Source organism: Sphingomonas arantia, from assembly GCF_042682045.1.
GTDB classification, from domain to species: domain Bacteria; phylum Pseudomonadota; class Alphaproteobacteria; order Sphingomonadales; family Sphingomonadaceae; genus Sphingomonas_R; species Sphingomonas_R arantia.
Window position 1 is genome coordinate 399867 of sequence record NZ_JBHUGS010000001.1, and the last position, 22408, is coordinate 422274.

Sequence of the window (22408 nt, forward strand, 5' to 3'; positions counted from 1 at the left end):
GAGCCTGGCGCGCCTGTCAGCCGGCGCGCTTAGCGCGCGGCCATCCGGGCATCCACGAGCGCGATCGCCCGCTGGACGGCAGTCTCTATACTCAAAAGGCTGGTATCCAGCAAGTCGGCATCCGCGGCCTGCACCAGCGGGGCGGTATCGCGCGTGCTGTCGCGCCGGTCGCGCTCGCGGATCTCGGCGAGGAGGGTGTCGACCGAGACCATCTGCCCCATGCCGGCCATCTCCGCATGGCGGCGTTGCGCGCGGACGGTGGGGCTGGCGCGGACGAACAGTTTGGCATCGGCGTGTGGCGCGATGACGGTGCCGATGTCGCGCCCGTCAAGGATCGCGCCGCCGGGCCGCGCGGCGAAATCCCGCTGCCGCTCGACCAGCGCGGCACGGACCGCGGGGTGGGCGGAGACGATCGAGGCGGTGGCGCCGGCGTCTTCGGAGCGGAGCTTGGGATCGCCCAGCAGCAGGTCGTCGAACTGGCAGCCGGCGAGCGCATCGTCGGGATCGGACGGGTTGCCGCCGCCACGCACGACGTTGAGGCCGACCGCGCGGTAGAGCAGGCCGGTGTCGAGATAGGGCAGTCGGTAATGCGCGGCGAGCGCGCGGGCGATGGTGCCCTTGCCCGATGCGGCGGGGCCGTCGACGGCGATGATCATGCGATGTCTCCGTCGTTCACGCCGTCGTGCAGCCGCATCCAGTCGCGCAGATGCGTCAGGAACAGGTCGCGCCGGTCGTTCTGCAGGCGGTGGGCGGCGCCCGCCACGACGATGGTGGTGCCGCGGTTGTGCGGGACCATGGCGGCGAACTTGAGCGCGGTGGGTTCGGTCACCTCGTCCGAGTCGCCAATCAGGAACAGCGTGGGCGCCTCGAGTTGGGCGAGCAAAGGCGTGCCGTCATAGTCGGCGAGCGTGCCGGTCGCGCTGAACTCGCTGGTGCCCCACATCGCCTCGTACAGCGTGGGCGTGAAGCAGCGCGGCATCGCCGATGCGTAGGCGGTGACGACCGGGTCGGGATCGCGTGAGCACCAGTAGCGGTCGTAATAGACGCGCGTGGCCGCGCGGCAGGCCTCCGCGGCGGGCGGGTTCGGCCCCTCGCAGGCGATGAGCGTGGCCTGCACGCCCGCGGGCAACCGGGCGCGAAGTGTGTCGGCGTCGCCGAGCCAGGCGGCGGTCGAGACGAGCGGGCCCATCAGGACGAGGCTGGCGATGCCCGGTGCGCGGGCGGCATGTTCGAGCGCGAGCGTCGCGCCCCAGCTGTGGCCGAACAGGTGAAGCCGGTCGAGCCCGAGCGCGGTGCGGATCGCGGCGATCTCCGACGCGAATCGGGTGACCGTCCAGTTCGCGGGGTCGCCGGGGTGGTCCGATCGGCCGCAATCGAGCTGGTCGTAGAAGATGACCGCGCGGTCGGTGGCGAGCGCGGCGGCCGGGATCAGCCCCGCGTGCGAACCGCCGGGGCCGCCGTGGACGAGCAGCAGCGGGGTGCGACCGTTGGCGAGGTCGCCGTCGATCCGGACGTGGAGCGTGCCGCCTTCGACCGCCACGCGCTGGGTGCGGGTGGCGGGTGCGGCGACGGCTGAGCTGCCGAGCGGGGTCATGGCGCGGGGTCCGAGCGCGCGCCGAGCGTGGCGAGCAGCGTGGGGAAGGTCGGGAAGCTGGTCGCGATCGGGCTGGTGTCGTCGATGACGACCGGGCCGGTGGCGGCAAGGCCGGCGACCGCGAAGCTCATCGCGATGCGGTGGTCGAGATGCGTCTGGACGGGGTTCGCGCCGGCGGGGAGGCCGGGGAAGGGCGCGCCGTCGCGGCCGTCGATGACGAGGCCGTCGGGCAGTTCCTCGACCACAGCACCGATCGCGCGGAGGCCGGCGGCCATGACGGCGATGCGGTCCGACTCCTTGACGCGCAGCTCTTCCAGTCCGCGCAGCACGGTGCGGCCCTTCGCCAGGGCGGCGGCGACGAACAGCACGGGATATTCGTCGATCATCGACGGGGCGGTCTCGGTCGGGACTTCGATGCCGTGGAGCGTGGAGGCGCGCACGACGAGGTCGGCGACCGGTTCGCCGCCGACTTCGCGCTGGTCGTGGAAGGTCAGGTCCGCGCCCATCGCGTGGAGCACGCCGAACAGGCCGGCGCGGGTCGGGTTGATGCCGACATTCTCGATGCGGACCTCCGACCCCGGCACGATCAGCGCGGCGACCACGAGGAATGCGGCGGACGACGGGTCGCCGGGGACGTCGATATGCTGCGGCTTCAGGTCCGCCGGGCCGTGGATCGCGATGGTGCGGGTGCCGTCGGCGTCGGTCTGGACGTCGACGGTCGCACCGAAGCCGGCGAGCATCCGTTCGCTGTGATCGCGGGTCGGCACCGGTTCGATCACGCGGGTGATGCCGGGGGTGTTGAGCCCGGCGAGCAGCACCGCGGACTTCACCTGTGCCGAGGCGACGGGGAGCGTATAGTCGAGCGGGACGGCGGGGTTGAGGCCGCGGACCATGAGCGGGAGCCGGCCGCCGGGGCTGGCGGTGATGTCCGCGCCCATCGCCGACAGCGGATCGATGACACGCCCCATCGGCCGCTTGCTGAGCGATGCGTCGCCCACGAAGGTGGCGGTGATCGGGTGGCTGGCGACGAGGCCCATCAGCAGGCGCGTCGACGTGCCGCTGTTGCCCATGTCGAGCGCAATGGAGGGTTGCAGCAGGCCGCCGATGCCGACGCCGTCGACCGTCCAGCGGCCGTCGTCGGATCGGACGATGGTGGCGCCCATGGCGCGCAGTGCGCCGGCGGTGGCGTGGACGTCCTCGCCCTCCAGCAGGCCGTCGATCGTGCTGCGGCCGACGGCGAGCGCGGACAGCATCAGCGCGCGGTGCGAGATCGACTTGTCGCCCGGCACGCGGACCCGGCCGGACAGCGGGCCGGCGGTGGTGAAGGTGGTGGGGGTCGGGACGGGCCGAAGGGAGGGAGCGTGCATGGGGCGCGGCTTTGACAGGGGCATGGGGCTGTGGCAAGGCGCGCGGCAATTCGCGTCGACGGCTCCCGGCTTTCGGCGCGCTTCCCCTTTTGCGGAGCAACCATCCATGACGAAGCCTGAATGGGGCGCCAAGCGGACCTGCCCGAAGTGCGGCACGCGGTTCTACGACCTGGGCAAGGACGATCCCGTCACGTGCGTCGAATGCGCGACGCAGTTCGAACCGGAAAGCGTGCTGAAGTCCAAGCAGCCGCTGTCCTATGACGCGCCGAAGAAGGTCGTCGAGGAAAAGGACGATTCGGACCTGAGCGAGGACCTCGAAGTCGACGAGGACGCCGAGCCGAGCCCCGACGACGATGTCGACCTGGGCGGCGACGACGATATCGGTGTGGCCGCACCGGCGGACGAAGACGAGAATTAATGCTTGCAGGGGCGCGCCGGCTTTCGTAGAGCGCGCCTCACCCCGCCGGTCCCCAGCCGGCGGTCAGGGTACGGGGCCGTAGCTCAGCTGGGAGAGCGTCGCGATGGCATTGCGAAGGTCTGGGGTTCGATCCCCCACGGCTCCACCAACCCACTAAAAAAGCCCGCAGCGATGCGGGCTTTTTTGCGTTTGGGGTTGGGCGATCGCGATGCGGCGGCCGCTTGCCAAGCAGGACTCGCTGAAACCCCATCCTGCGACCCGCGAGCGGCCAGTCTTCAGATCGGCGGTGCCGGACCGTTGCGCTAGTTCCGGCTCGCGCTCTCGATCAGGAAGTCTCCATTGCCACGCGTGGGCTCTGGTTCGTCCCCGATATTCGCCGTAGACGGTTGGGCTGCGACGCCGTCACGTGGATCACGGCGCGGGTGGGGGACGAAAATGCCAGCTATTGCACGACGGATTCTACCCCTGGCGATGGCTGCCGGCATGGCGATGAGCGGTGTCGCATCGGCGAGCGATCTTCCGCGGCTCGTCACGAAGGATGGCCGGCACGCGCTGATGGTCGATGGGGCGCCGTTCCTGATGCTCGGCGTGCAGGCGAATAATTCGGCGAACTATGCATCGCAGCTTCCGACGGTCTGGCCGGCCGTGAAGGCTGCATCTGCAAACACGCTGGAAATGCCGATCGCGTGGGAGCAGATCGAACCGACCGAGGGAAAGTTCGATTTTTCCTTCGTCGACGAATTGCTGACGCAGGCGCGCGCGAACGACGTCAAGCTGGTCCTGCTGTGGTTCGGAACCTGGAAGAACAACAATCCCGATTATGCGCCGGAATGGGTGAAGCTGAACAACCGGCGCTTTCCGCGTGTCGTGAATGCGAAGGGGGAGGTGAAGAACTCGCTCTCACCCCATTTCCGCGCGACATTGGAGGCGGACAAGCGGGCGTTCGTGGCGCTCATGCGGCACCTGAAGACGGCCGATCCGGATCATAGCGTCATCATGGTCCAGGTCGAGAACGAGGTGGGCACGTACAGCGCGGTGCGCGATTTCTCACCCACGGCGCAGCGGCTATTCGACCAGCCGGTGCCGGCCGAACTGGTCAAGGCGATGCGCGCGAAGCCCGGCACCTGGAAAGCCGCGTTCGGCAAGGATGCCGACGAGTATTTCCATGCCTGGCACATCGCCCGCTACGTGGATGAGATCACGGTGGCCGGGAAGCGCGAGCTGGCTCTGCCGATGTATGTCAACGCGGCGTTGCGCGATCCCTTCAAGTATCAGGATCCGTTCACCTATTCGTCGGGCGGCCCGACGTGGAACGTCCTGGACGTGTGGAAGGCGGGAGCGCCGGCGGTCGATGCGATCGCGCCGGACATTTACGACCGCGATAGTGCGAAGGTCCGCAAGACGCTGGATCAATATGGGCGGGCGGACAACGCGTTGTTCGTTCCGGAGATCGGTAGCGACAAGGGCTATGCGCGCCATTTCTATGACGTGCTGGGGCGGCAGGGGATCGGCTTTGCACCGTTCGGCCTCGATTACTCCGGCTTCTCGAACTATCCGCTGGGCGCGCGGCAGGTGACCGCCCAGACGGTCGAGAACTTCGCGGTTCATTATCGGCGATTTGCGCCGATGGCGCGGGACTGGGCCAGGCTCTCGTTCGAGAACAAGGTCTGGGGCGCGGGTGAGGCCGACGATCGGGAGCCGGACACGCTGCGGCTTGGCGATCGCTGGACGGCGACGCTCACCTACGGCCAGTGGCAGATGGGGACCGTCGGCGACAGTTGGCTGGGGAAGGCGGACCCGGTGCCCGATCGCGACGTGCCCGACGGCGGGGCGACGATCGCGCAACTGTCGCCGAACGAGTTCCTGCTCGTCGGGCACCGCGTGCGCGTGCGGTTCGATTCGGCAAAGGGCGAGCGGTTCATGATGGCCCGGGTCGAGGAAGGGCATTTCAAGGACGGCAAATGGGTCTTCGAGCGCGTCTGGAACGGCGACCAGACCGGCAGCGGGCTCAATCTGACGACGTTGCCGCAGGTGCTGAAGGTGAAGCTGGCGCCTTACTGAACCGGTCAGGCAGGCACCGCGACCGGGGCGTTGCGGGCCTGGAAGAGTTTGCCGCGTTCCACGAGCAGCACCATGGCGAGCGAGCCGACGCCGGTCAGGAAAAAGCCCGCGGCGACCGGGATGGTGGTGCCGTTGAAGCTCTGCCCGATGAGCAGGCCGACGAGCGCGCCGCCCGTTGTTGATAGGAAGCCCTGGATCGACGAGGCGGTGCCGGCGATGTGGCCCACGGGCTCCATCGCCATGGAGTTGAAGTTCGACGCAGCGAGCGCGAAGCAGCCCATCGTCGCGGCGAGCAGGACGGCGAAGCTCAGCACGGTTTCGTAGCCGGCCGCGGCGACCGCGAGATGGACGCCGCTGATCGCGATGAAGCCCAGTAGCGCGGTGTGCGAGACGAGCCGCGTGCCGAGCCGTTCGACGATCCGCGAATTGAAGAAGGAGCCGATCGCCATCGTGCCGGCGGTCGCGGCGAACACGGTGGTGAAGATGGCCGGGCGCTGGAACACGTCGGCGAAGATCTGCTGCACCGAGTTGATGTAGCCCATCAGCCCGCCGAACAGCAGCGAGGTGGCGAGCGTATAGCCGAGCGCGTAGCGGTTGGTGACGACTTCGCGTGCGGCGGACAGGATCGACGTGACCGAGATCGGGCGGCGATAATCCTCGTGCAGCGTCTCGGGCAGCTTGAACCAGCCCCAGGTCACCACCGCGACCGCGAAGGCGGCGAGGAAGTAGAAGATCCACGGCCACGGGCCGGCCATCAGGATAAGCTGGCCGATGCTGGGCGCCAGGATCGGCACCGCGAGGAACACGATGAAGCTCAACGACATGACGCGCGCCATCTGGCGGCCGGAATAGCAGTCCCGCACGATGGAGACGGCCAGGACGCGCGACGAGGCGGCCACGACGCCCTGGAGCAGGCGGGCGGCGACGATGGTCGTGAAATCGGTGGCGAAGGTGGCGGCGATGCTGGCGACCGCGAACAGGGTCAGGCTGACCAGCAGGACGGGCTTGCGGCCGACGCGGTCGGAGAGTGGGCCGTAGAACAGCTGTGCGGCGCCGAAACCGAGGACATAGGCCGCGATGATGAACTGGCGCTGGTTTTCAATCGTGATGCCGAGCGCATTGGACATTGCGGGGAGCGCGGGCAGCATGATGTCGATGCCGAGCGCGTTGATCGCCATCATCGCGGCGATGAACGCGACGAACTGGCGGAAGCCCATGCCGGGGTGGGCAGGGCCGCCGTGGCGGGTGGTGGCTTCGATCATGGACGGACTTTCGCTGCGTTGCAGCAAGATGGTGGGACAGGGCCGCTACGGCAACCCCGTTTACTGCGTCAGTTTCCCGAACCGAGCGGTGTGCCGGTGGGCTGGCCGGCGTTGGACAGCGTGGTGCCGCCGGACAGGCCGCCGACCGCATTGTTGCCGGTCGACGCACCACTGGCGCCCGACCCGGTGTAGCCCGCGGTGCCGGTGGAGAGCCGGTTGTTGAGGCGCGAGGCGCTGCCCAGGCCGGCCTGCGCGTTGACGCGGGCGCTGAGCGAGGATTGCGAGCCGAGCGGGGTGCCGGGCTGACCGTAGTTTGTGCCACCGACGTCGGGGATCGAACTGCTGGCGCTGTTCGACGTGCTGCCGGAGAGCGAGCCGCTGCCGAGGCCGATGCCGAGGCTGCTGCTCGACGAGCCGGAGCCCGTGGTGGTGGACGACACGCTGCCGGTCGAGGCGGTGTTGCCGCCGGTCAGCTGCGCCGTGGCGGGGGCGGCGATGAGGGCGATAAGCGCGAGGGCGGCGGTGGGACGCATGGTGGGTCTCCGGATAAGTTGCCGGTGTAACCCGGCGGGATAGGCGAGGGTTCCGCGGGTCAGGTGGCGGGGGCGGCGTTGCTGAGCGCGAGTTGGGCGTTGAGTGCAGCGACGAGGCGGTCGCAGCCGGATTGGTCATAGCTCTCGGCCCGTGCGACGAGGAGGTCCTGCGTGTTGGACGCGCGGAGCAGCCACCAGCCGTCGGGCGTGGCGACGCGGACGCCGTCGGTGGTGTCGACGGTGGCGCCACTGTTTGCGAGGCGGGCGGCGACCTCTGCCACGACGGCGAACTTGCGGTTCTCGCTGGAGGCGAAGCGCAGTTCGGGGGTCGCGGTGCGGGCGGGGAGCGCGTCGGCGAGGTCGGCAAGTCGTTTGCCGGCGAGCGTGCGGATCAGGCGGAGCGCGGCGTAGAGCGCGTCGTCGTAACCGAGATAGTCGTCGGCGAAGAAGATGTGGCCGCTCTGTTCGCCCGCGAGCAGCGCGCCGGTGTCGCGCATCGCGTCCTTCATCGGGGCGTGGCCGGCGCGGCCCATGACGGGGGTGCCGCCGAGCTCTGCGATGCGGTCGAAGAGGGTCTGCGACATCTTCACGTCGCCGATGACGGTCGCGCCGGGGTGGGCGGCGAGCAGCGGTTCGGCGAGGATCGCGAGCAGCCGGTCGGCGGGCAAAGTGCGGCCGCGGTGGTCGATCACGCCGATGCGGTCGCCGTCGCCGTCGAACGCGATGCCGATGTCGAGTTGCTCGCGCAGGACGAGCGCGCGGAGATCGGCGAGATTGGCGTCGATGGTGGGGTCGGGGTGGTGGTTGGGGAAGCTGCCGTCGATCGCGGTGAACAGCAGGTGGTGTTCGCCGGGGAGGCGGGCGGTGAGCTGTTCGACGATCGCGCCGGCCGCGCCGTTGCCGGCGTCCCAGCCGATGCGGAGCGGGGGGAGGTTGGGGCCGTCGAGCAGGCGATCGACGTAGCGGGTGGCGATGTCGAGGTCGGACACTTGGCCCGGGCTTGGTGCGTCGGTCCAGTCGCCGGCCGCGGCGAGTGCGCCGAGGTCCGTGATCCGGTCGGCGAAGAAGGGGCGGTGGGCGAGGACGAGCTTGAAGCCGTTGTGCGACGGCGGGTTGTGGCTGCCGGTGACCATCACGGCGGCGTCGACGCTGAGCACGGCCTCCGCAAAATAGAGCATCGGGGTGGGGCCGACGCCGATCCGCACGACGTCGCAGCCGGCGGCGGTGAGGCCGGTGACGAGCGCGTCCTGGAGCGCCGTGCTATGCGTGCGACCGTCGCGACCGACCGCGATGCGGGTGCCGCCGGTGCGAGTGACGAGGGTGGCGAAGGCCCGACCTACCGCGAGCGCATTGGCGGGGTGGAGCGTGTCGCCGACGATGCCGCGGATGTCGTATTCGCGCAGGATCGACGGCGCGAAGCGGTGGGGCGCTGGCCGGGTCAGCGGTCGATCGGGCGCGACGGGGTGACGGCGAGCAGCGTGTCGCGCGCCAGGTTCACGCGGCGGGCGAGGTCGGCGGTGCCGCCGGCGTCAGGGTGGACGCGGGCGATGAGCCGGCGGTGTGCGGCGCGGATCCGGTCGGCATCCGCACCGATCGGCAGTTCGAGCAAGGCGAGCGCCTCGGTCTCGGTCATCAGCGGGCGGGCCGGCACCTGCTTGCGCAACCAGACCCAGGCGCCCGCGCCGCCGAGGGCCACGATCCCGAGCGTGGGATTGCCCTTGAACAGCAGGCTAAGCCCGATCAGGGCCGCGACGCCGGCGGCGACATCGGCATAGCGCAGCGTCTTGAGCGAGCCGTCCTTGTACGCCCAATATCCGACCGCGGCGGCGGCAAGGAGCAGCAGGAGCATCAGGCGGCGGCCATCGTCGATGCGGGGGCCGGTTCAGGCTTGCGATCGGGGAGCGCCAGGCCGGCGATCATCTCGCGCAGTTCCTGGCGCGCGGCGATGTGCGCGATGCCGGCGTCCGCGCCGATCGCCTTCAGGTCGAGCAGCGTCAGCCCCTTCGGGAACAGTTCGCGGAAGATGACGCGTTCGGACAGGCCGGGGATGACGCGGAAGCCGACCCGCTTGCTGAGTTCGGCGAGGGCCGCGGCGACGCGTTTCATGTTGCGCGCCTCGATATGCTGCAGCCTGTTGCGCAGCACGACCCAGTCGACGGTGCCGCCGTCGGTCTTGGCGCGGACCTTGCGCGCGTCCCACACGATCTCCGCGTAGAAGCTGGGGCGCTTGATCTTGTAGCTGTCCGGATCGACCTGTCCGATCAGGTCGAGATCGATGAAGCTGTCGTTGATCGGGGTGACGAGCGTGTCGGCGCGTTCGATCGCGGCGCGGGCGGGGCCGTCGTCGCGGCCGGGCGTGTCGACGACGATGATGTCGACCTGCGACCGGAGCGCGTCGATCCGTTCACCGACCTGCGGGCCCTTGGCGGGATCGAGCGTTTCGACGTGCGGCAAAGGCAGGTCGACGCCGAGCCGCTTCATCGTGGCGGCACGGTTTTCCAGATAGCGGGCGAGCGTGCGCTGGCGGTGATCGAGGTCGATCGTCGCCACCCGGCGGCCGGCCGCGGCGAGGCCGACCGCGGTGTGGACCGCGGTGGTGGACTTGCCCGAACCGCCTTTTTCATTGGCGAAGACGATGAGATGCGCTGTCTGCAAAAGCCCTTTGCGGGTATGCCCCGCCCCCTTGAACTCGTCCGGCGCGCCCCCCAAAGACGCTGTTCAGCCCTATCGGAGGCCACCCCAAGGTGCAAATCATTCGTACTGTCGGCGCGTTGCGCGCCATCGTCCGCGACTGGCGCGCGGCGGGGGAGAGCGTGGCGCTGGTGCCGACGATGGGGGCGCTGCATGCCGGGCATATGGCGCTGGTCGCGGCGGCGCGGTTGCGGGCGGACCATGTGGTGGCGTCGATCTTCGTCAATCCGACGCAGTTCGGACCGAACGAGGATCTGGTCGCGTACCCCAGGCGCGAGGCGGCGGATGCGGCGATGCTGGACACGGGCGGCGTCGACGTGCTGTGGGCGCCGGACGTGGGGGCGATGTATCCCGATGGGTATGCGAGCAACCTGTCGGTGGCGGGGGTGAGCGAGACGCTGTGCGGTGCGGCGCGGCCGGGGCATTTCGACGGGGTGGCGACGGTGGTCGCCAAGCTGCTGAACCAGGTGCAGCCGGACGTGGCGCTGTTCGGCGAGAAGGACTGGCAGCAGCTGGCGGTGATCCGGCGGATGGTGGCGGACATGGATTTCGCGGTGGAGGTCATCAGCGTGCCGACGCAGCGCGAGGATGACGGCTTGGCGCTGTCGTCGCGCAACGCCTATCTCGACGACGAGCAGCGCGCGGCCGCGCGGGCGATGCCGCGGGCGCTGGGCGAGGCGGCGGCGGCGATCGCGCGCGGCGACGAGGTGGCCGGCGTGCTGGCGGCGGCGGAGCGGCGGCTGATCGACGCGGGCTTTGCCAGCGTGGATTATGTGGCGCTGAGCGATGCGGAGAGTCTGGTGCCGGTCGCGGTTGTCGGGGATCGGCCGATGCGGTTGCTGGCCGCGGCGCGGCTGGGGACGACGCGGTTGATCGACAACGTGGCGGTGGTGGTGGTGGGTTGAGGCTTTGCGCCGTTAACCATTTATTCTCGCTTGTGGCCTCATCTTTCCAGACCTGACGACTCGCGTCGGAACAGGGAATGGATCATGGGACAGCAACTTCGCACCGCAGGCAGCATCATCGACGATCGGATCGCGGAGGCGACCCGGGGGGATGTCGATGCGCTGCTCGATCTTGGGATGGCCTATTCGTCCGGGGGCGGGGGGATCGGGCTCGACCTGGTCGAGGCGCACAAGTGGTTCAACCTGGCGGCGCTGAACGGCAGCGAGCGGGGGCAGCAGTGCCGGGCAGAGATCGCCGAGGACATGACCGCGCGCGAGATTGCGAACGCGCAGAAGGCGGCGCGGGCCTGGTTGGGGCTGACGATGCGGGTTGCTGCTTGAGGGACTTGGCCACCCACCTCCGTTCGGTTCGAGCTTGTCGAGAACCCTGGCCACGGGGTGCAGGGTTCTCGACAAGCTCGAACCGAACGGGGTTTGGGATCGGGAACGCGTTCTCGACAGGCTCGAACCGAACGGAGTTTGCGGGGTGCTGTTGGCTTCTCGGCTTCGCTCGAAGGGTCCCTCGACTTCGCTCGGGATGGACGGTTCTAGAAGTTACCGGGGCTTAGACCTCACCCCTTCTTGAACGGGGTCATCTCGTCGAGTTCCTCGATGTCCTCGGCCACGGCGGCGCGTTCGGCTTCGAGATAGTCGGCGACGGCGCGGCGGAAGGCGGGGTCGGGGATGTAGTGGGCGGACCAGGTAACGGCGGGGGCGTAGCCGCGGGCGAGTTTGTGGGAGCCTTGTGCGCCGGCTTCGACGCGGGAGAGGCCGCGGGCGATGGCGGCGTCGATCGCCTGGTAATAACAGAGTTCGAAGTGGAGGAAGGGGACGTCCTCGGTCGAGCCCCAGTAGCGGCCGTAGAGCGTGTCGGCGCCGATCAGGTTGAGCGCGCCGGCGATGGGCACGCCGTCGCGCAGCGCGAGCATCAGCAGGACGCGGTCGCCGAGCCGTTCGGACAGGAGCGAGAAGAAGCGGCGGTTGAGATAGGGGCGGCCCCACTTCCTGGCCCCCGTGTCCTGGTAGAACAGCCAGAAGGCGTCCCAATGCGCCTCGGTGATCTGCGCGCCGGTCAGATGGACGATGTCGAGTCCCTGGACCGCGGCGGCGCGTTCCTTGCGGATCGCCTTGCGCTTGCGGCTGGCGAGTGCGGCGAGGAAATCGTCGAAGCTGGCATAGCCGTCGTTGGTCCAGTGGAACTGACGGTCGGCGCGGATGAGCCAGCCGGCGGCCTCGAATATCTCGACCTCGTCCTCCGCGACGAAGGTGGCGTGGGCGGACGAGAGGCCGAGCCGGTCGACGACCGCGGCGATGGCGTTGACCAAAGGCACGCGGAGCGCAGGGTCGCGGGTGAGCAGGCGCGGGCCGGGGACGGGGCTGAACGGGACGGCGATCTGGAGCTTCGGGTAGTACTGCCCGCCGGCACGCTCGAACGCGTCGGCCCAGCCATGGTCGAAGACATATTCGCCCTGACTGTGGCTCTTGGCATAGGCGGGCGCGATCGCGGCGGGGCGGCCGTCGGGGCCGTCGATGACGATCGGCACGGGCTGCCAGCCGGCGCGGGGTTGCGCGCAGCCGGCGTCTTCGAGTGCGGAGAGGAAAGCGTGGCCGACGAACGGGTTGTCCGTGCCGGCGCAGGCGTCCCAGTCCGCCGCGCTGAAATCGGCGAGGCCGCCGGCCATGCGGGCGGTGAGGCCGGGCCCGGAATCGCTCATCGGTGTGCGCCTTCGAAGATCACTTCGTCCGCATGGGCGGCGGCGATCCGTTCGGCGGCGGCATCGCGCACGGTCCAAGTCAAGACGGGCATCCCGCGGGCGCGGCATCGCGCGGCGAACGGGCTCGGCAGGCTGCGGATATCATAGGCCAGGAAGTCGGGTTTCGCATGGGCCAGCGCAAGGGTGCGGCGGGCGTCATGCGTCGGTCCGTGGCGGTCTTCCTCGCTGACGATCAGCCCGCGCGGGATGGCGGGCACGTTGCGCCAGAACCAGCGTGCGACGCCGGGGTGGAACGACATGACCGCCGCCGGCCCGCGATAGCCGTCCAGCTCGCGTGCGACGGCGCGGCAGATGGGGAGGATGTCGGTGGCGGGGGTCTTGACCTCGATCAGCAGCGGCACGCGGCCGAGCGTGCGGGCGAGCAGCTGGAACAGTGTGGGGATCGTCTCGTCCGTGCCGGACAGGCGGATGCCGTCGAGCGCGGCGGCATCGCGCGCGGCCAAGGGGCCTGTCTGGTCGGTCAGCCGGTCGAGATCGGCGTCGTGGAAGACGAATGCCTCGCCGTCGCGGCTCGCCTGGACGTCGCATTCGATGCCGTAGCCCGCGGCGATCGCGGCGACGAACGCGGCGCGGCTGTTTTCCAGCCGGCCGTCGCCGTGCAGGCCGCGATGCGCGAAAGGTTGCGCGCGGAGGAAGGCGGTGCGCGCCGGATCTGGGGCGGGCACCGCCGGAGCCTTTTAGGCTTGAGTTCAGGCCGGGCGGACGGCGAAGACCGCGTCGATTTCGACGACCGCGCCGAGCGGCAGGACGGGCACGCCGACCGCCGAGCGCGCATGGCGGCCGGCATCGCCGAACACCGCGACCATCAGTTCGGATGCGCCGTTGGCGACCGCGGGCTGGCCGGTGAAGGCCGGGTCGGACGAGACGAACACGCCAAGCTTCACGACGCGTTCGACGCGGTCGAGCGTGCCGAGCGCCTTCTTCACCTGCGCCAGCACCATGACGGCGCAGCGTTCGGCGGCCTTCTTGCCATAGTCCGCGTCGCGGTTGCCGCCGACATAGCCGGTCATCAGCGCGCCGTCGTCGAACGGCAGCTGCCCCGACAGGTGCAGCAGGCCGCCGGCCTCGACCGCCGGCACATAGGCCGCGACGGGCGCGGCGGCTTCGGGAAGGGCGATGCCCAGTTCGGTGAGGCGGGTTTCGATGCTCATGGCTGTGGTCTTTCGGATGGGGGACGGGGTGGGTCAAGGGGGATTGGGTTTGGTTCTTCTTCTTAGCCCCTCACCTTTAGGGGAGGGGTTGGGGTGGGGCTGAGCGCTTCAATATCACGAGGTAGAATTCGTGGTGCTGTTGCCCCCACCCCAACCCCTCCCCTGAAGGAGAGGGGCTTGATGGCTTGTTGCTCAGCCCTTTACCCCCGAGGCCCCTCTTCGAACCGCGCCAGGATCCAGTCTTTGGCTTCGCGCCAGTCGTCGATGCGGGCGTCGGCCTCGGGCGCCGGGGCGACGTCGGGGGCGAGGGTGGGTTCGGAGACCATGTGGAGGCGCCAGACCTCGGGTGTGTGTTCGGCGAGCGAGGCGTGGTGTACGGCCAGGTCGTCGACGAACACCGCAGCGGAGGGGGCGAATTCCTCGATCAGCGTGCGCGCGGGGGTGCCCTTGCCGCCCTGGTTGCAGACGACACGGTGGCGGATGTCATGCGCGGCGAGTTGTGCCACGCGGCCGGAATGCCAGTCGGGCAGGATGTTGGTGAGCACGACAATGTCGGCGACCTCCCCGATCTCGGCCAGCGCCTCGGCCGCGTGGGGGACGAGCGTCTGGCGGTGCATCTGCGTTTCGAAGAAGCCGTTGAGCAGCGGCCAGAGTTGTTCGTCGGGGAACAGCGTGCCGTCGCTGCGGCGGCGTGTGCTGGAGGTGAAGTGACCGCCGCGCGGCTGGAAATCGAGCTGATGTTCCGCATCCAGCCAGGCCCCGAAATGGGTGACCATGTGAAGCAGCACCTCGTCGCAGTCGGTGATGAGCAGCGGGCGGCTCATGCGGACAGCAATGCGTTGGCGCGGACCAGCCGATCGGGCGCGACGTCGAGGTCGGCGGCGCAGGCGATCAGGTCCGGCTCGTGCGATTCGAGGAAGCCGAGGACGGCGCCGAGGACCGCCGGATCGTTTGCGCGGGTGCGCAGGTCGGTGGGGTCGAGGCCGGTCAGCGCGAGCAGCCGATCGGCGCGCGATGGTTCGCCCAGCGTCCAGACGAGCGCGTTCAACGCGAGCGCGGCGGCGCCGTCCGCGTTCATTGTATCCTTGGCCGCCATCCTCTACTCCCGTGCCAGATGCGAGAGGGTGCGGTGGCGAAGAAAGTCCTGATTGTCGAGGACAACGAGCTTAATCTCAAGCTGTTCTGCGACCTTTTGCGCGCGCACGACTATGACGCACGCGGGGTGAGCGACGGGCGCGAGGCGCTGGCGACGGCGCGGGAGTTCTCGCCCGACCTGGTGATCATGGACATTCAGTTGCCGCATGTGAGCGGGCTGGACCTGATCGCGGCGATGCGCGCGGACGATGCGTTGCGGGCGATCCCGGTGATGGCGGTGACGGCCTATGCCGCGCACGGCGACGAGGCGCGGATCCGCGCGGCGGGCGCGCAGGCCTATGTGTCGAAACCGATTTCGGTGATGCGGTTCGTGGGGTCTGTGGAGGCTTTGCTTTAGGGGGGTGGTGTTTGGTCCTGCCGACCTGCCGAGCGACAGCTATTATCAACGGTTGTCATCCCGGCGAAAGCGGGGATCTCCCTTCGGTTGGGGGCGACTATCTTCCACACGGTGTCGCCTGCGCCGGGTTCGCGATTCCAAGCTGGCGCGTGTGACCAGGCTCCGCTTTACCGAAGGGAGATCCTGGCTTTCGCCGGGATGACGGTTTGGGAGTGCGGAGGGTTGGGGGTGTAAGCCCTGGCCGGGTGGGCGACGGCTGGCGACGTGCGCCGGACGCACAAAACCCGCAGGGTCGGCGCTCGTCTTGAGCGTGGACCCTGCGGGTTCTTTTGCTGGATCCCCGCATGCGCGGGGATGATCTAGGTCCGCTGCTTGGGCGGACCTAGATCACTTGATCTTGGCTTCCTTGAACTCGACATGCTTGCGCACGACGGGGTCGTACTTGCGGAAGGTGAACTTTTCCGTCTGCGTGCGGGGGTTCTTCTTCGTGACGTAGAAGAAACCCGTGTCGGCGGTGCTGACGAGCTTGATCTTGACGGTGGTCGGCTTTGCCATGACCCGGAACCTTTGCGAACGCGAAAAAAAGAAGGCGACGTTGCCGCCGCCTGTATGCCGGGTCCTTTGAGCGACGCGAGGAGGAGAGTCAAGCCCGCGGGGGCCAATGTCGCGGACGCGTCTTAATCGGTGGATAAGGAATGCGGGCGCACAAGGTCGCATTGGGAGGACGCACGATGGCGACCGCTTACAGGCAGGATGACGAGAACGACATGGCCGCGGCGACCCGCCTGTGCGGGCGGATTGCGGTGCTGGAGGCGGATTTGCCGACGCTGTCGCTCGACCGGCTGATGCAGCGGGTGGGCGAGATTCGCGGGACGGCGCGGTTGCACGGGCTGTCCGCGGTCGTCGGGATCGCCGCCGAACTGGCGACCGCGATCGGGCGCGACGGGCGCGCGGCGCTGATCCGGCCCTATCTGGCGGGGCTGCGCGAGGCGTGCGGATGCGCGCCGGGCGACGATCATGCGGTCCATGCGTTGCTGGCGTCGATCAGCGTCCGGTTTGCGGACTGATCCTACGCGTGGGGTTCGCTGAATAGATGGATGCATTGCTGAGTGCGTTCGTGGCGTGCGGGCTGGCCGAGATCGGCGACCGCCGCCAGTTGCTGGTCATCCTGCTCTGCCTGAAGTTTCCGGACCGGACGGGCCGCGTGCTGGCGGCGGCGGGGCTGGCGGCGCTGGTCAGTACCGGGATCGGTGCGGCCGGCGGCGCGGTGGTGCATGGCGCGGTGCCGTTCCGCGCGCTGTCGCTGATGGCGGCGCTGGCATTATTGTCCGCGGGAATCGGGTCGCTTGCGCGGCCCAAGACGCCGAAGCTGACTGTGTCGCCGCGGCTGGGGGCGTTCGGGGGCAGTTTCGGCGTGCTGCTGGCGGCGGGGCTTGGCGACAAGACGCAGTTCCTGGCGTTCGCGCTGTCGGCGCGGACCGCGGCGCCGGTGCTGGCGGCGATCGGCGCGACGCTGGGCGTGCTGGCGGCGGCGGTGCCCGCGGCGATGCTGGGGCGGCGGTTCGTGACGGTGGTGCCGTTGCGTGCGGTGCGGATCGGGATCGGGGTGGTGTTCATTCTGGTCGCGCTCGGGTTCGGGCTGGATGCCTTGCGGTTGCTCTAGCGTCCTGCGCGAAAATTCTGTGCGCGGGGATGCGACCGAGGCGGGTCTGGGTCGTTGAGGACCCGAACCAAATATCCGGAGACGCATCATGGCCGACACCCCGCAGCCCGAACTGGCAACCCCGACCGACATCGCCACGACCAATGCCAAGACCGTCGCCGACGCGCTGAATGGCGTGCTGGCGGACAGCTTCGCGCTGTACCTGAAGACCAAGAATTTCCACTGGCATGTGTCGGGGCCGCATTTCCGCGACTATCACCTGATGCTCGACGATCAGGCCGCGCAGATCCTGGGCACGACCGACGCGATTGCGGAGCGCGTGCGCAAGACGGGCAACGTGACGCTGCGGTCGATCGGCGATATTTCGCGGCGCCAGACGATTCAGGACAATGACAAGCCGTTCGTGAGCGCGGACGACATGCTGGCGGAGCTGCGCGAGGACAATCTGCAGCTGGTGCAGGCGCTGCGCGAGGCGAAGGACATCGTCGACGAGGCCAAGGACAATGCGACCAGCGGCATCCTCGATGACTGGACCGACCAGGCCGAAGAGCGTGCGTGGTTCCTGTTCGAGACCAGCCGCAAGGCATGACGTGAACGGGGCCGGGCGACCGGCCCCGTAACATGGGGCAAAGTGGTTTCTTGTGAGGCGTCGGTTGGGCGCGTAAGGCGCGCGGCATGATCGAACCCGTCACCCTGGCCATTCCGAAGGGCCGCATCCTCGACGAGGTGCTGCCGATGCTGGCGCAGGTCGGGATCGTGCCCGAAGCGGCCTTCTCCGATCCTGCGAGCCGTGCGCTGATGTTCGCCACCAGCGACCCCGGCGTGCGGATCATCCGGGTACGGGCGTTCGACGTCGCGACGTTCGTGGCGCACGGCGCGGCGCAGGTCGGCGTCGTGGGGTCGGACGTGCTGATGGAGTTCGATTATTCCGAACTCTATGCGCCGGTCGATCTGGACGTCGGGCATTGCCGGCTGTCGGTGGCGGAACCGGTGGCGCTGGCCGCGGGCGACGACCCGCGCGAATGGAGCCATGTGCGCGTGGCGACGAAATATCCCAATATTACGCGGCGCCATTTCGAGGCGCGCGGGGTGCAGGCGGAATGCGTGAAGCTGAACGGGGCGATGGAGATTGCCCCGGTGCTGGGACTGGCCGACCGGATCGTCGACCTGGTGTCGAGCGGGCGGACGCTGGTCGAGAACGGGTTGGCCGAGGTCGAGGTGATCGCGCAGGTGTCGGCGCGGCTGATCGTCAACCGCGCGGCGTTCAAGACGCGCAGCGGGCAGATCGCGGCGTTGATCGACGGATTCCGGATGGCGGGGGCGCAGCGTGCGGCCTGATTTTACAAGCGGAGGCGGGCGATGACCCAGCGGCTGGATGCGACCGACGCCGGCTTTGCCACGGCGTTCGAAACCCTGGTGAGTGCGCGGCGCGAATCGGATGCTGGCGTGCGCGAATCGGTGGCGGCGATCGTCGCCGACGTGCGCGCACGTGGCGACGTGGCGGTGGCGGAACTGACCGCGCGGTTCGACGGGCATGAGCTGGCGACGACCGGGTGGGAGGTGCCGCGGGCGGAGCGGCGTGCGGCGCTGGACGGTTTGGCGAGCGACCTGCGCGAGGCGCTGGAACTGGCGGCGGAGCGGATCCGGCTGTTCCATGCGGCGCAGGTGCCGGCGGATCGCGATGCGGTCGATGCGCAGGGCGTGCGGCTGGGCTCGCGCTGGCGCGCGGTCGAGGCGGCAGGGCTGTATGTGCCCGGCGGTCGCGCGGCCTATCCGTCGTCGGTGCTGATGAATGCGCTGCCGGCGCGGGCGGCGGGTGTCGATCGGCTGACAATGGTGACGCCGACCCCGAATGGCGAGGTCAATCCGCTGGTGCTGGCCGCGGCCGAGATCGCCGGTGTCGATCAGGTGTTCCGCATCGGCGGCGCGCAGGCGATCGCGGCGCTGGCGTACGGCACGGAGCGGATCGCGGCGACCGACGTGATCGTCGGGCCGGGCAATGCCTGGGTCGCGGAGGCCAAGCGCCAGCTGTACGGCGTGGTGGGGATCGACATGGTCGCCGGGCCGTCCGAAATCGTGGTGGTGGCCGACGGCGCCAACGACCCGGACTGGATCGCGATCGACCTGCTGAGCCAGGCGGAGCATGACCCCGTCAGCCAGTCGATCCTGATCACCGACGATGCGGCGTTCGGCGACGCGGTGATGGCGGCGGTCGAGGCGCGGTTGACGACGCTGGCGACCGAGCGCGTGGCGCGGGCGAGCTGGGCCGATTACGGCGCGATCATCGTGGTGCCGACGCTCGATGCGGCGATCCCGTTGATCGACCGGCTGGCGCCCGAGCATCTGGAGATCGCGACGGACGATCCGGATGCGATCTTTGCGCGCGTGCGGCATGCCGGGTCGGTGTTCCTGGGGCGGCATACGCCCGAGGCCGTCGGCGACTATGTCGCGGGGCCGAACCATGTGTTGCCGACCGGGCGACGCGCGCGGTTTTCATCCGGACTGTCGGTCCTGGATTTCATGAAGCGGACCAGTTTCCTGGCGCTGGATCCCGTGTCGCTGCGTGCGATCGGGCCGGCGGCGGTGACGCTGGCGACGGCCGAGGGGTTGCCCGCGCACGCGGCGTCGGTCGCGGTCCGGCTGGGGAGTTAATAGATGGCCAAGATCAACGAACGTTCGCGATCGCGCAGTGCCGCGCGACTGGCGGCGGTGCAGGCGTTGTACCAGCAAGAGATGGAGACGATCACGCTGCCGCGGCTGCTCGACGAATTCCATCGCCACCGGCTGGGTGCGACCGTCGACGATGTCGAATATGCCGATGCGGAGGTCGATTTCTTCGACGATCTGGTGCGCGGCGTGGATGCGCGGCGCGACGAGGTCGACGCGGCGATTTCGGACAAGCTGGCCGCAGGCTGGTCGATGGCGCGGCTGGACAAGCCGATGCGGCAAATCCTCCGCGCGGGGACGTACGAGCTGATCGCGCGGCCGGATGTGCCGACGGGGAGCGTGATCTCCGAGTATGTCGATGTGGCGGCGGCGTTCTACGACAAGCGTGAGAAGGGGTTCGTGAACGGGCTTCTCGACGCGGTCGCGAAGGCTGTGCGGGTTTAGGCTTCTTTTAGCCCCCCCTCCCTTTCAAGGGAGGGGTTGGGGGCGGGTGGTACCTGCTCGCTATTGCGACGTTGAATTTGGGGCGCTGTTGCACCCACCCCCAACCCCCTCTCTTGAAAGGGAGGGGGCTTATTGTGGCTGGAGGGTAGCTGTGTCCGACGAGGCTGCGTTTATCGAGTTGCTGCGGAGCGTCGCGACCGATGGGGGCGCGCGGGGGTTGCTCGATGATGCGGCGCTGTTCGTGCCGCCTGCCGGGCGGGTGCTGGTGCTGACGCACGACATGCTGGTCGAGGGGGTGCATTATTTGCCCGGCGATCCGCCGGAGGATGTGGCCTGGAAGCTCGTTGCGGTGAACCTGTCGGATCTGGCGGGGAAGGGCGCGCGGCCGGAGGGGGTGTTGCTGGGCTATACGCTGAGCGGCGATCGCGGGTGGGATGCGCGGTTCGTGGCTGGGTTGGCGGAGGTCTGTGACGTCTATGCCGTGCCGTTGCTCGGGGGCGATACCGTCGCGGGGCGGGGGGCTCGGACGCTGGGGCTGACGGCGATCGGGTCGGTCGAGCCGGGTGGTGCGCCGTCGCGGAGCGGGGCGCGGCCGGGGGACGGGTTGTGGGTCACCGGGACGATCGGTGATGCCGGGCTCGGGCTGGAGATCGCGCGCGGGGCTGTGTCGGGTTCGGCGGCGTTACTGGCGGCGTATCGTCGTCCGCGGGCGCAGGTCGCGACGGGGCAGGCGTTGGTGGCGTTTGCGCGGGCTTCGGCGGATGTGTCGGACGGGGTGCTGATCGATGCCGGGCGGATCGCGGCTGCCAGCGGGTGTGCGGTGGCCGTGGCACTGGAGGCGGTTCCGCTGTCCGATGCGCTGATCGCCGCGGCCGGGGGCGATACGCTGGACGTGCGGATCGCGGCGGCGACCGCGGGCGACGATTACCAACTCTTAATGGCGGTGCCGCCGGATGCGGCCGCCGAGATGCAGGCGCGTGCGGCGGCGATCGGCATGCCGATCAGCCGGATTGGGGCGTTTTCGGCTGGTTCGGGGCTGGGCCTGAGCCATCGGGGGGCCGCGGTGGCGGTGCCGGGGCGAACCGGATACCAGCATGGTGCAACCGAAAAGGACCCCGCGCCGTAGGAACCGTATCGTTTCCGGTGCGTATCAACATCCTACTCGACGCAAGGGCTGCACAGGCCATCGTCAAAACAGGGAGGTCGTTATGGGTTTGATCATGTGGTTGATCGTGGGTGGTGTCATCGGCTGGCTGGCCAGCATCATCATGCGCACCGACGCGCAGCAGGGCATCCTGCTCAACATCGTCGTCGGCATCGTGGGTGCCTTCATCGGCGGCCTGATCATCACGGGTGGCTCGATCAACAACGCGCCGCTCAATCTGACGACGTTCCTCGTTTCGCTGCTGGGTGCGATCATCCTGCTTGCGATCGTGAACCTGTTCCGCCGCGGTCGCGTCCGCTAATCGCGGCGCACTATGGTGTAGCATGAGGCCGTCCCGGGAAACCGGGGCGGCCTTTTCTTTGTGTGCGCTTGGAGGTGAGCGGTCGCCGGCCGGGTGGACGGCCGGACGGCGACCGGGGCGGATTATTGCAGCTCGAACGTGACGCGGACGGTGACGCCCAGCGTCTGTTCGCCGGCCTGGACGGGGGTGCTGTCCTTTTCCATGCGGGCCAGCGACATGGATGCCATCATCGGGCGCGGCTGGTTGGTCTGTTCACCTTCCTCAGCGATCGCGACGATGCGGCGGACGGTCATGCCGGCGACGCGCGCGTAGAGATCGGCGCGGGTGCGGGCGAGCGCCATGGCGGCGGTGCGCGCCTCGTCGAGCGCGGCGGCGGGTTTGTCGAGCGAGAAGGCGGGGCCGTTGATCTGGTTCGCGCCCGCCTGGACCAGCGCATCGAGGATCGCGCCGGCGCGCTTGATCTCGCGGAAGCGGATCGTGACCTGGTTCGACGCCTGGTAGCCGGTCAGGACGGGGGGCACATTCTCTCCGTAACGATATTGCGGGCTGAGGTTGATCGCCGCACTCTGGATGTCGCGTTCCGCAACGCCGGCGCGGCGCAGGGCGGCGATCGTGGCGGTCATGCGCGTCGCGTTTTCGGCGAGTGCGGCGGATGCGGTTGTCGCCTGCGTCACCACGCCGGCCGAGATGGTCGCGATGTCGGGCGCGCGCACGACTTCGCCGGTCGCCACGATGTCAAGCCGCGTGCCGGCAAGCGTCGCGACCGGCAGCGGGGTGACCTGCGCCGCGGCGATGGCGGGCATCGCGGCAGCGGCGAACAGCGCCGCGAGCGGGAGGGCGCGGCGGAGCGGACGAAGCGTTTGCATGGGGTGATCCTCCT

General features: G+C 69.1%; 28 protein-coding genes and 1 tRNA gene. 14 read left to right on the forward strand and 15 right to left on the reverse strand.

Features of this window, described 5'->3' with window-relative positions:
• Window positions 1–29: 29 nt before the first annotated feature.
• Genes ACFSGX_RS01965 through aroA form a run of 3 tightly spaced genes read right to left on the reverse strand, consistent with a single transcriptional unit; the run spans window position 30 to window position 2961 of the window.
• Window positions 30–656: a (d)CMP kinase gene (locus ACFSGX_RS01965; RefSeq protein ID WP_380927066.1), complete on the reverse strand. Its 627-nt coding sequence runs from the start codon at window positions 654–656 to the stop codon at window positions 30–32.
• On the reverse strand, window positions 653–1594 hold the full coding sequence (locus ACFSGX_RS01970) for a proline iminopeptidase-family hydrolase (RefSeq protein ID WP_380927068.1): 942 nt from the start codon (window positions 1592–1594) through the stop codon (window positions 653–655). Before ACFSGX_RS01970 ends, ACFSGX_RS01965 begins: the two co-directional genes overlap by 4 nt.
• On the reverse strand, window positions 1591–2961 hold the full coding sequence (gene aroA, locus ACFSGX_RS01975) for a 3-phosphoshikimate 1-carboxyvinyltransferase (RefSeq protein ID WP_380927070.1): 1371 nt from the start codon (window positions 2959–2961) through the stop codon (window positions 1591–1593). The genes ACFSGX_RS01970 and aroA overlap by 4 nt, the downstream gene beginning before the upstream one ends.
• Window positions 2962–3067: 106 nt before the next feature.
• Between aroA and ACFSGX_RS01980 the strand changes: the two genes are divergently transcribed.
• The 3 genes from ACFSGX_RS01980 to ACFSGX_RS01990 all read left to right on the forward strand — a co-directional run bounded on the left by ACFSGX_RS01980 (window position 3068) and on the right by ACFSGX_RS01990 (window position 5440).
• A complete protein-coding gene (locus ACFSGX_RS01980) occupies window positions 3068–3379 on the forward strand; it encodes a TIGR02300 family protein (protein ID WP_076071971.1) in 312 nt (103 codons plus the stop codon).
• 72 nt (window positions 3380–3451) lie between these two features.
• Window positions 3452–3527 (forward strand) — tRNA-Ala (locus ACFSGX_RS01985).
• A gap of 323 nt (window positions 3528–3850) precedes the next feature.
• Window positions 3851–5440 (forward strand): DUF5597 domain-containing protein, encoded by a 1590-nt coding sequence (locus ACFSGX_RS01990; RefSeq protein ID WP_380927071.1) that lies wholly within the window; start codon window positions 3851–3853, stop codon window positions 5438–5440.
• Window positions 5441–5445: 5 nt separating this feature from the next.
• Here ACFSGX_RS01990 and ACFSGX_RS01995 read toward each other — a convergent pair whose 3' ends face one another.
• The 5 genes from ACFSGX_RS01995 to ACFSGX_RS02015 form a co-directional block, all read right to left on the reverse strand.
• On the reverse strand, window positions 5446–6702 hold the full coding sequence (locus tag ACFSGX_RS01995; RefSeq protein ID WP_380927073.1) for a multidrug effflux MFS transporter: 1257 nt from the start codon (window positions 6700–6702) through the stop codon (window positions 5446–5448).
• 68 nt (window positions 6703–6770) lie between these two features.
• Entirely contained in the window at window positions 6771–7235 is a 465-nt protein-coding gene (locus ACFSGX_RS02000) for a hypothetical protein (RefSeq protein WP_380927074.1), read from the reverse strand.
• A gap of 59 nt (window positions 7236–7294) precedes the next feature.
• The gene (pgmG, locus tag ACFSGX_RS02005; RefSeq protein WP_380928202.1) at window positions 7295–8677 is read right to left on the reverse strand and encodes a phosphoglucomutase/phosphomannomutase PgmG; all 1383 of its coding nucleotides are present in this window, start codon (window positions 8675–8677) and stop codon (window positions 7295–7297) included.
• On the reverse strand, window positions 8674–9084 hold the full coding sequence (locus ACFSGX_RS02010) for a J domain-containing protein (RefSeq protein ID WP_380927075.1): 411 nt from the start codon (window positions 9082–9084) through the stop codon (window positions 8674–8676). Before ACFSGX_RS02010 ends, pgmG begins: the two co-directional genes overlap by 4 nt.
• Window positions 9084–9890 (reverse strand): division plane positioning ATPase MipZ, encoded by an 807-nt coding sequence (locus ACFSGX_RS02015; RefSeq protein WP_380927076.1) that lies wholly within the window; start codon window positions 9888–9890, stop codon window positions 9084–9086. Before ACFSGX_RS02015 ends, ACFSGX_RS02010 begins: the two co-directional genes overlap by 1 nt.
• A gap of 89 nt (window positions 9891–9979) precedes the next feature.
• Here ACFSGX_RS02015 and panC point away from each other — a divergent pair, with 89 nt between their 5' ends.
• Window positions 9980–10831 (forward strand): pantoate--beta-alanine ligase, encoded by an 852-nt coding sequence (panC, locus tag ACFSGX_RS02020; RefSeq protein WP_380927077.1) that lies wholly within the window; start codon window positions 9980–9982, stop codon window positions 10829–10831.
• 84 nt (window positions 10832–10915) lie between these two features.
• Window positions 10916–11212 (forward strand): hypothetical protein, encoded by a 297-nt coding sequence (locus ACFSGX_RS02025; protein WP_380927078.1) that lies wholly within the window; start codon window positions 10916–10918, stop codon window positions 11210–11212.
• Window positions 11213–11442: 230 nt separating this feature from the next.
• Here the strand turns inward: ACFSGX_RS02025 and ACFSGX_RS02030 are convergent, their stop codons facing one another.
• The 5 genes from ACFSGX_RS02030 to ACFSGX_RS02050 all read right to left on the reverse strand — a co-directional run bounded on the left by ACFSGX_RS02030 (window position 11443) and on the right by ACFSGX_RS02050 (window position 14892).
• Complete coding sequence (locus tag ACFSGX_RS02030) at window positions 11443–12585, reverse strand: GNAT family N-acetyltransferase (protein ID WP_380927079.1); 1143 nt, start codon at window positions 12583–12585, stop codon at window positions 11443–11445.
• Window positions 12582–13310 carry a glycerophosphodiester phosphodiesterase family protein gene (locus ACFSGX_RS02035; protein ID WP_380927081.1) on the reverse strand — a complete coding sequence of 243 codons (729 nt, stop codon included), beginning with the start codon at window positions 13308–13310 and terminating at the stop codon, window positions 12582–12584. The genes ACFSGX_RS02030 and ACFSGX_RS02035 overlap by 4 nt, the downstream gene beginning before the upstream one ends.
• 24 nt (window positions 13311–13334) lie before the next feature.
• Window positions 13335–13796 carry a RidA family protein gene (locus ACFSGX_RS02040; RefSeq protein WP_380927082.1) on the reverse strand — a complete coding sequence of 154 codons (462 nt, stop codon included), beginning with the start codon at window positions 13794–13796 and terminating at the stop codon, window positions 13335–13337.
• Window positions 13797–13996: 200 nt separating this feature from the next.
• On the reverse strand, window positions 13997–14620 hold the full coding sequence (locus ACFSGX_RS02045) for an HAD family hydrolase (protein WP_380927084.1): 624 nt from the start codon (window positions 14618–14620) through the stop codon (window positions 13997–13999).
• The gene (locus ACFSGX_RS02050) at window positions 14617–14892 is read right to left on the reverse strand and encodes a DUF3572 domain-containing protein (RefSeq protein ID WP_157174779.1); all 276 of its coding nucleotides are present in this window, start codon (window positions 14890–14892) and stop codon (window positions 14617–14619) included. Before ACFSGX_RS02050 ends, ACFSGX_RS02045 begins: the two co-directional genes overlap by 4 nt.
• Window positions 14893–14925: 33 nt before the next feature.
• Here ACFSGX_RS02050 and ACFSGX_RS02055 point away from each other — a divergent pair, with 33 nt between their 5' ends.
• Complete coding sequence (locus ACFSGX_RS02055) at window positions 14926–15288, forward strand: response regulator (protein WP_380927086.1); 363 nt, start codon at window positions 14926–14928, stop codon at window positions 15286–15288.
• Window positions 15289–15675: 387 nt separating this feature from the next.
• Here the strand turns inward: ACFSGX_RS02055 and rpmG are convergent, their stop codons facing one another.
• The gene (gene rpmG / locus ACFSGX_RS02060; RefSeq protein WP_157174781.1) at window positions 15676–15843 is read right to left on the reverse strand and encodes a 50S ribosomal protein L33; all 168 of its coding nucleotides are present in this window, start codon (window positions 15841–15843) and stop codon (window positions 15676–15678) included.
• 176 nt (window positions 15844–16019) lie between these two features.
• Here rpmG and ACFSGX_RS02065 point away from each other — a divergent pair, with 176 nt between their 5' ends.
• The 8 genes from ACFSGX_RS02065 (at window position 16020) to ACFSGX_RS02100 (ending at window position 21528) form a co-directional block, all read left to right on the forward strand.
• Window positions 16020–16355: a hypothetical protein gene (locus ACFSGX_RS02065; RefSeq protein WP_380927088.1), complete on the forward strand. Its 336-nt coding sequence runs from the start codon at window positions 16020–16022 to the stop codon at window positions 16353–16355.
• Window positions 16356–16381: 26 nt separating this feature from the next.
• Window positions 16382–16951, forward strand: a complete 570-nt coding sequence (locus tag ACFSGX_RS02070) for a TMEM165/GDT1 family protein (protein WP_380927090.1) — start codon at window positions 16382–16384, stop codon at window positions 16949–16951.
• 88 nt (window positions 16952–17039) lie between these two features.
• On the forward strand, window positions 17040–17540 hold the full coding sequence (locus ACFSGX_RS02075; RefSeq protein WP_380927091.1) for a Dps family protein: 501 nt from the start codon (window positions 17040–17042) through the stop codon (window positions 17538–17540).
• 86 nt (window positions 17541–17626) lie between these two features.
• Complete coding sequence (gene hisG, locus ACFSGX_RS02080; protein ID WP_157174785.1) at window positions 17627–18289, forward strand: ATP phosphoribosyltransferase; 663 nt, start codon at window positions 17627–17629, stop codon at window positions 18287–18289.
• Window positions 18290–18310: 21 nt separating this feature from the next.
• A complete protein-coding gene (hisD, locus tag ACFSGX_RS02085; protein WP_380927093.1) occupies window positions 18311–19603 on the forward strand; it encodes a histidinol dehydrogenase in 1293 nt (430 codons plus the stop codon).
• Between the two features lie 3 nt (window positions 19604–19606).
• Window positions 19607–20062 carry a transcription antitermination factor NusB gene (gene nusB / locus ACFSGX_RS02090; protein ID WP_184075128.1) on the forward strand — a complete coding sequence of 152 codons (456 nt, stop codon included), beginning with the start codon at window positions 19607–19609 and terminating at the stop codon, window positions 20060–20062.
• 151 nt (window positions 20063–20213) lie between these two features.
• A complete protein-coding gene (gene thiL / locus ACFSGX_RS02095; RefSeq protein WP_380927095.1) occupies window positions 20214–21188 on the forward strand; it encodes a thiamine-phosphate kinase in 975 nt (324 codons plus the stop codon).
• A gap of 82 nt (window positions 21189–21270) precedes the next feature.
• Window positions 21271–21528, forward strand: a complete 258-nt coding sequence (locus tag ACFSGX_RS02100) for a GlsB/YeaQ/YmgE family stress response membrane protein (protein ID WP_157174788.1) — start codon at window positions 21271–21273, stop codon at window positions 21526–21528.
• A gap of 122 nt (window positions 21529–21650) precedes the next feature.
• Here ACFSGX_RS02100 and ACFSGX_RS02105 read toward each other — a convergent pair whose 3' ends face one another.
• Window positions 21651–22394, reverse strand: coding sequence for an SIMPL domain-containing protein (locus ACFSGX_RS02105; RefSeq protein ID WP_380927097.1), 744 nt, complete (start codon window positions 22392–22394; stop codon window positions 21651–21653).
• Window positions 22395–22408 lie beyond the last annotated feature (14 nt).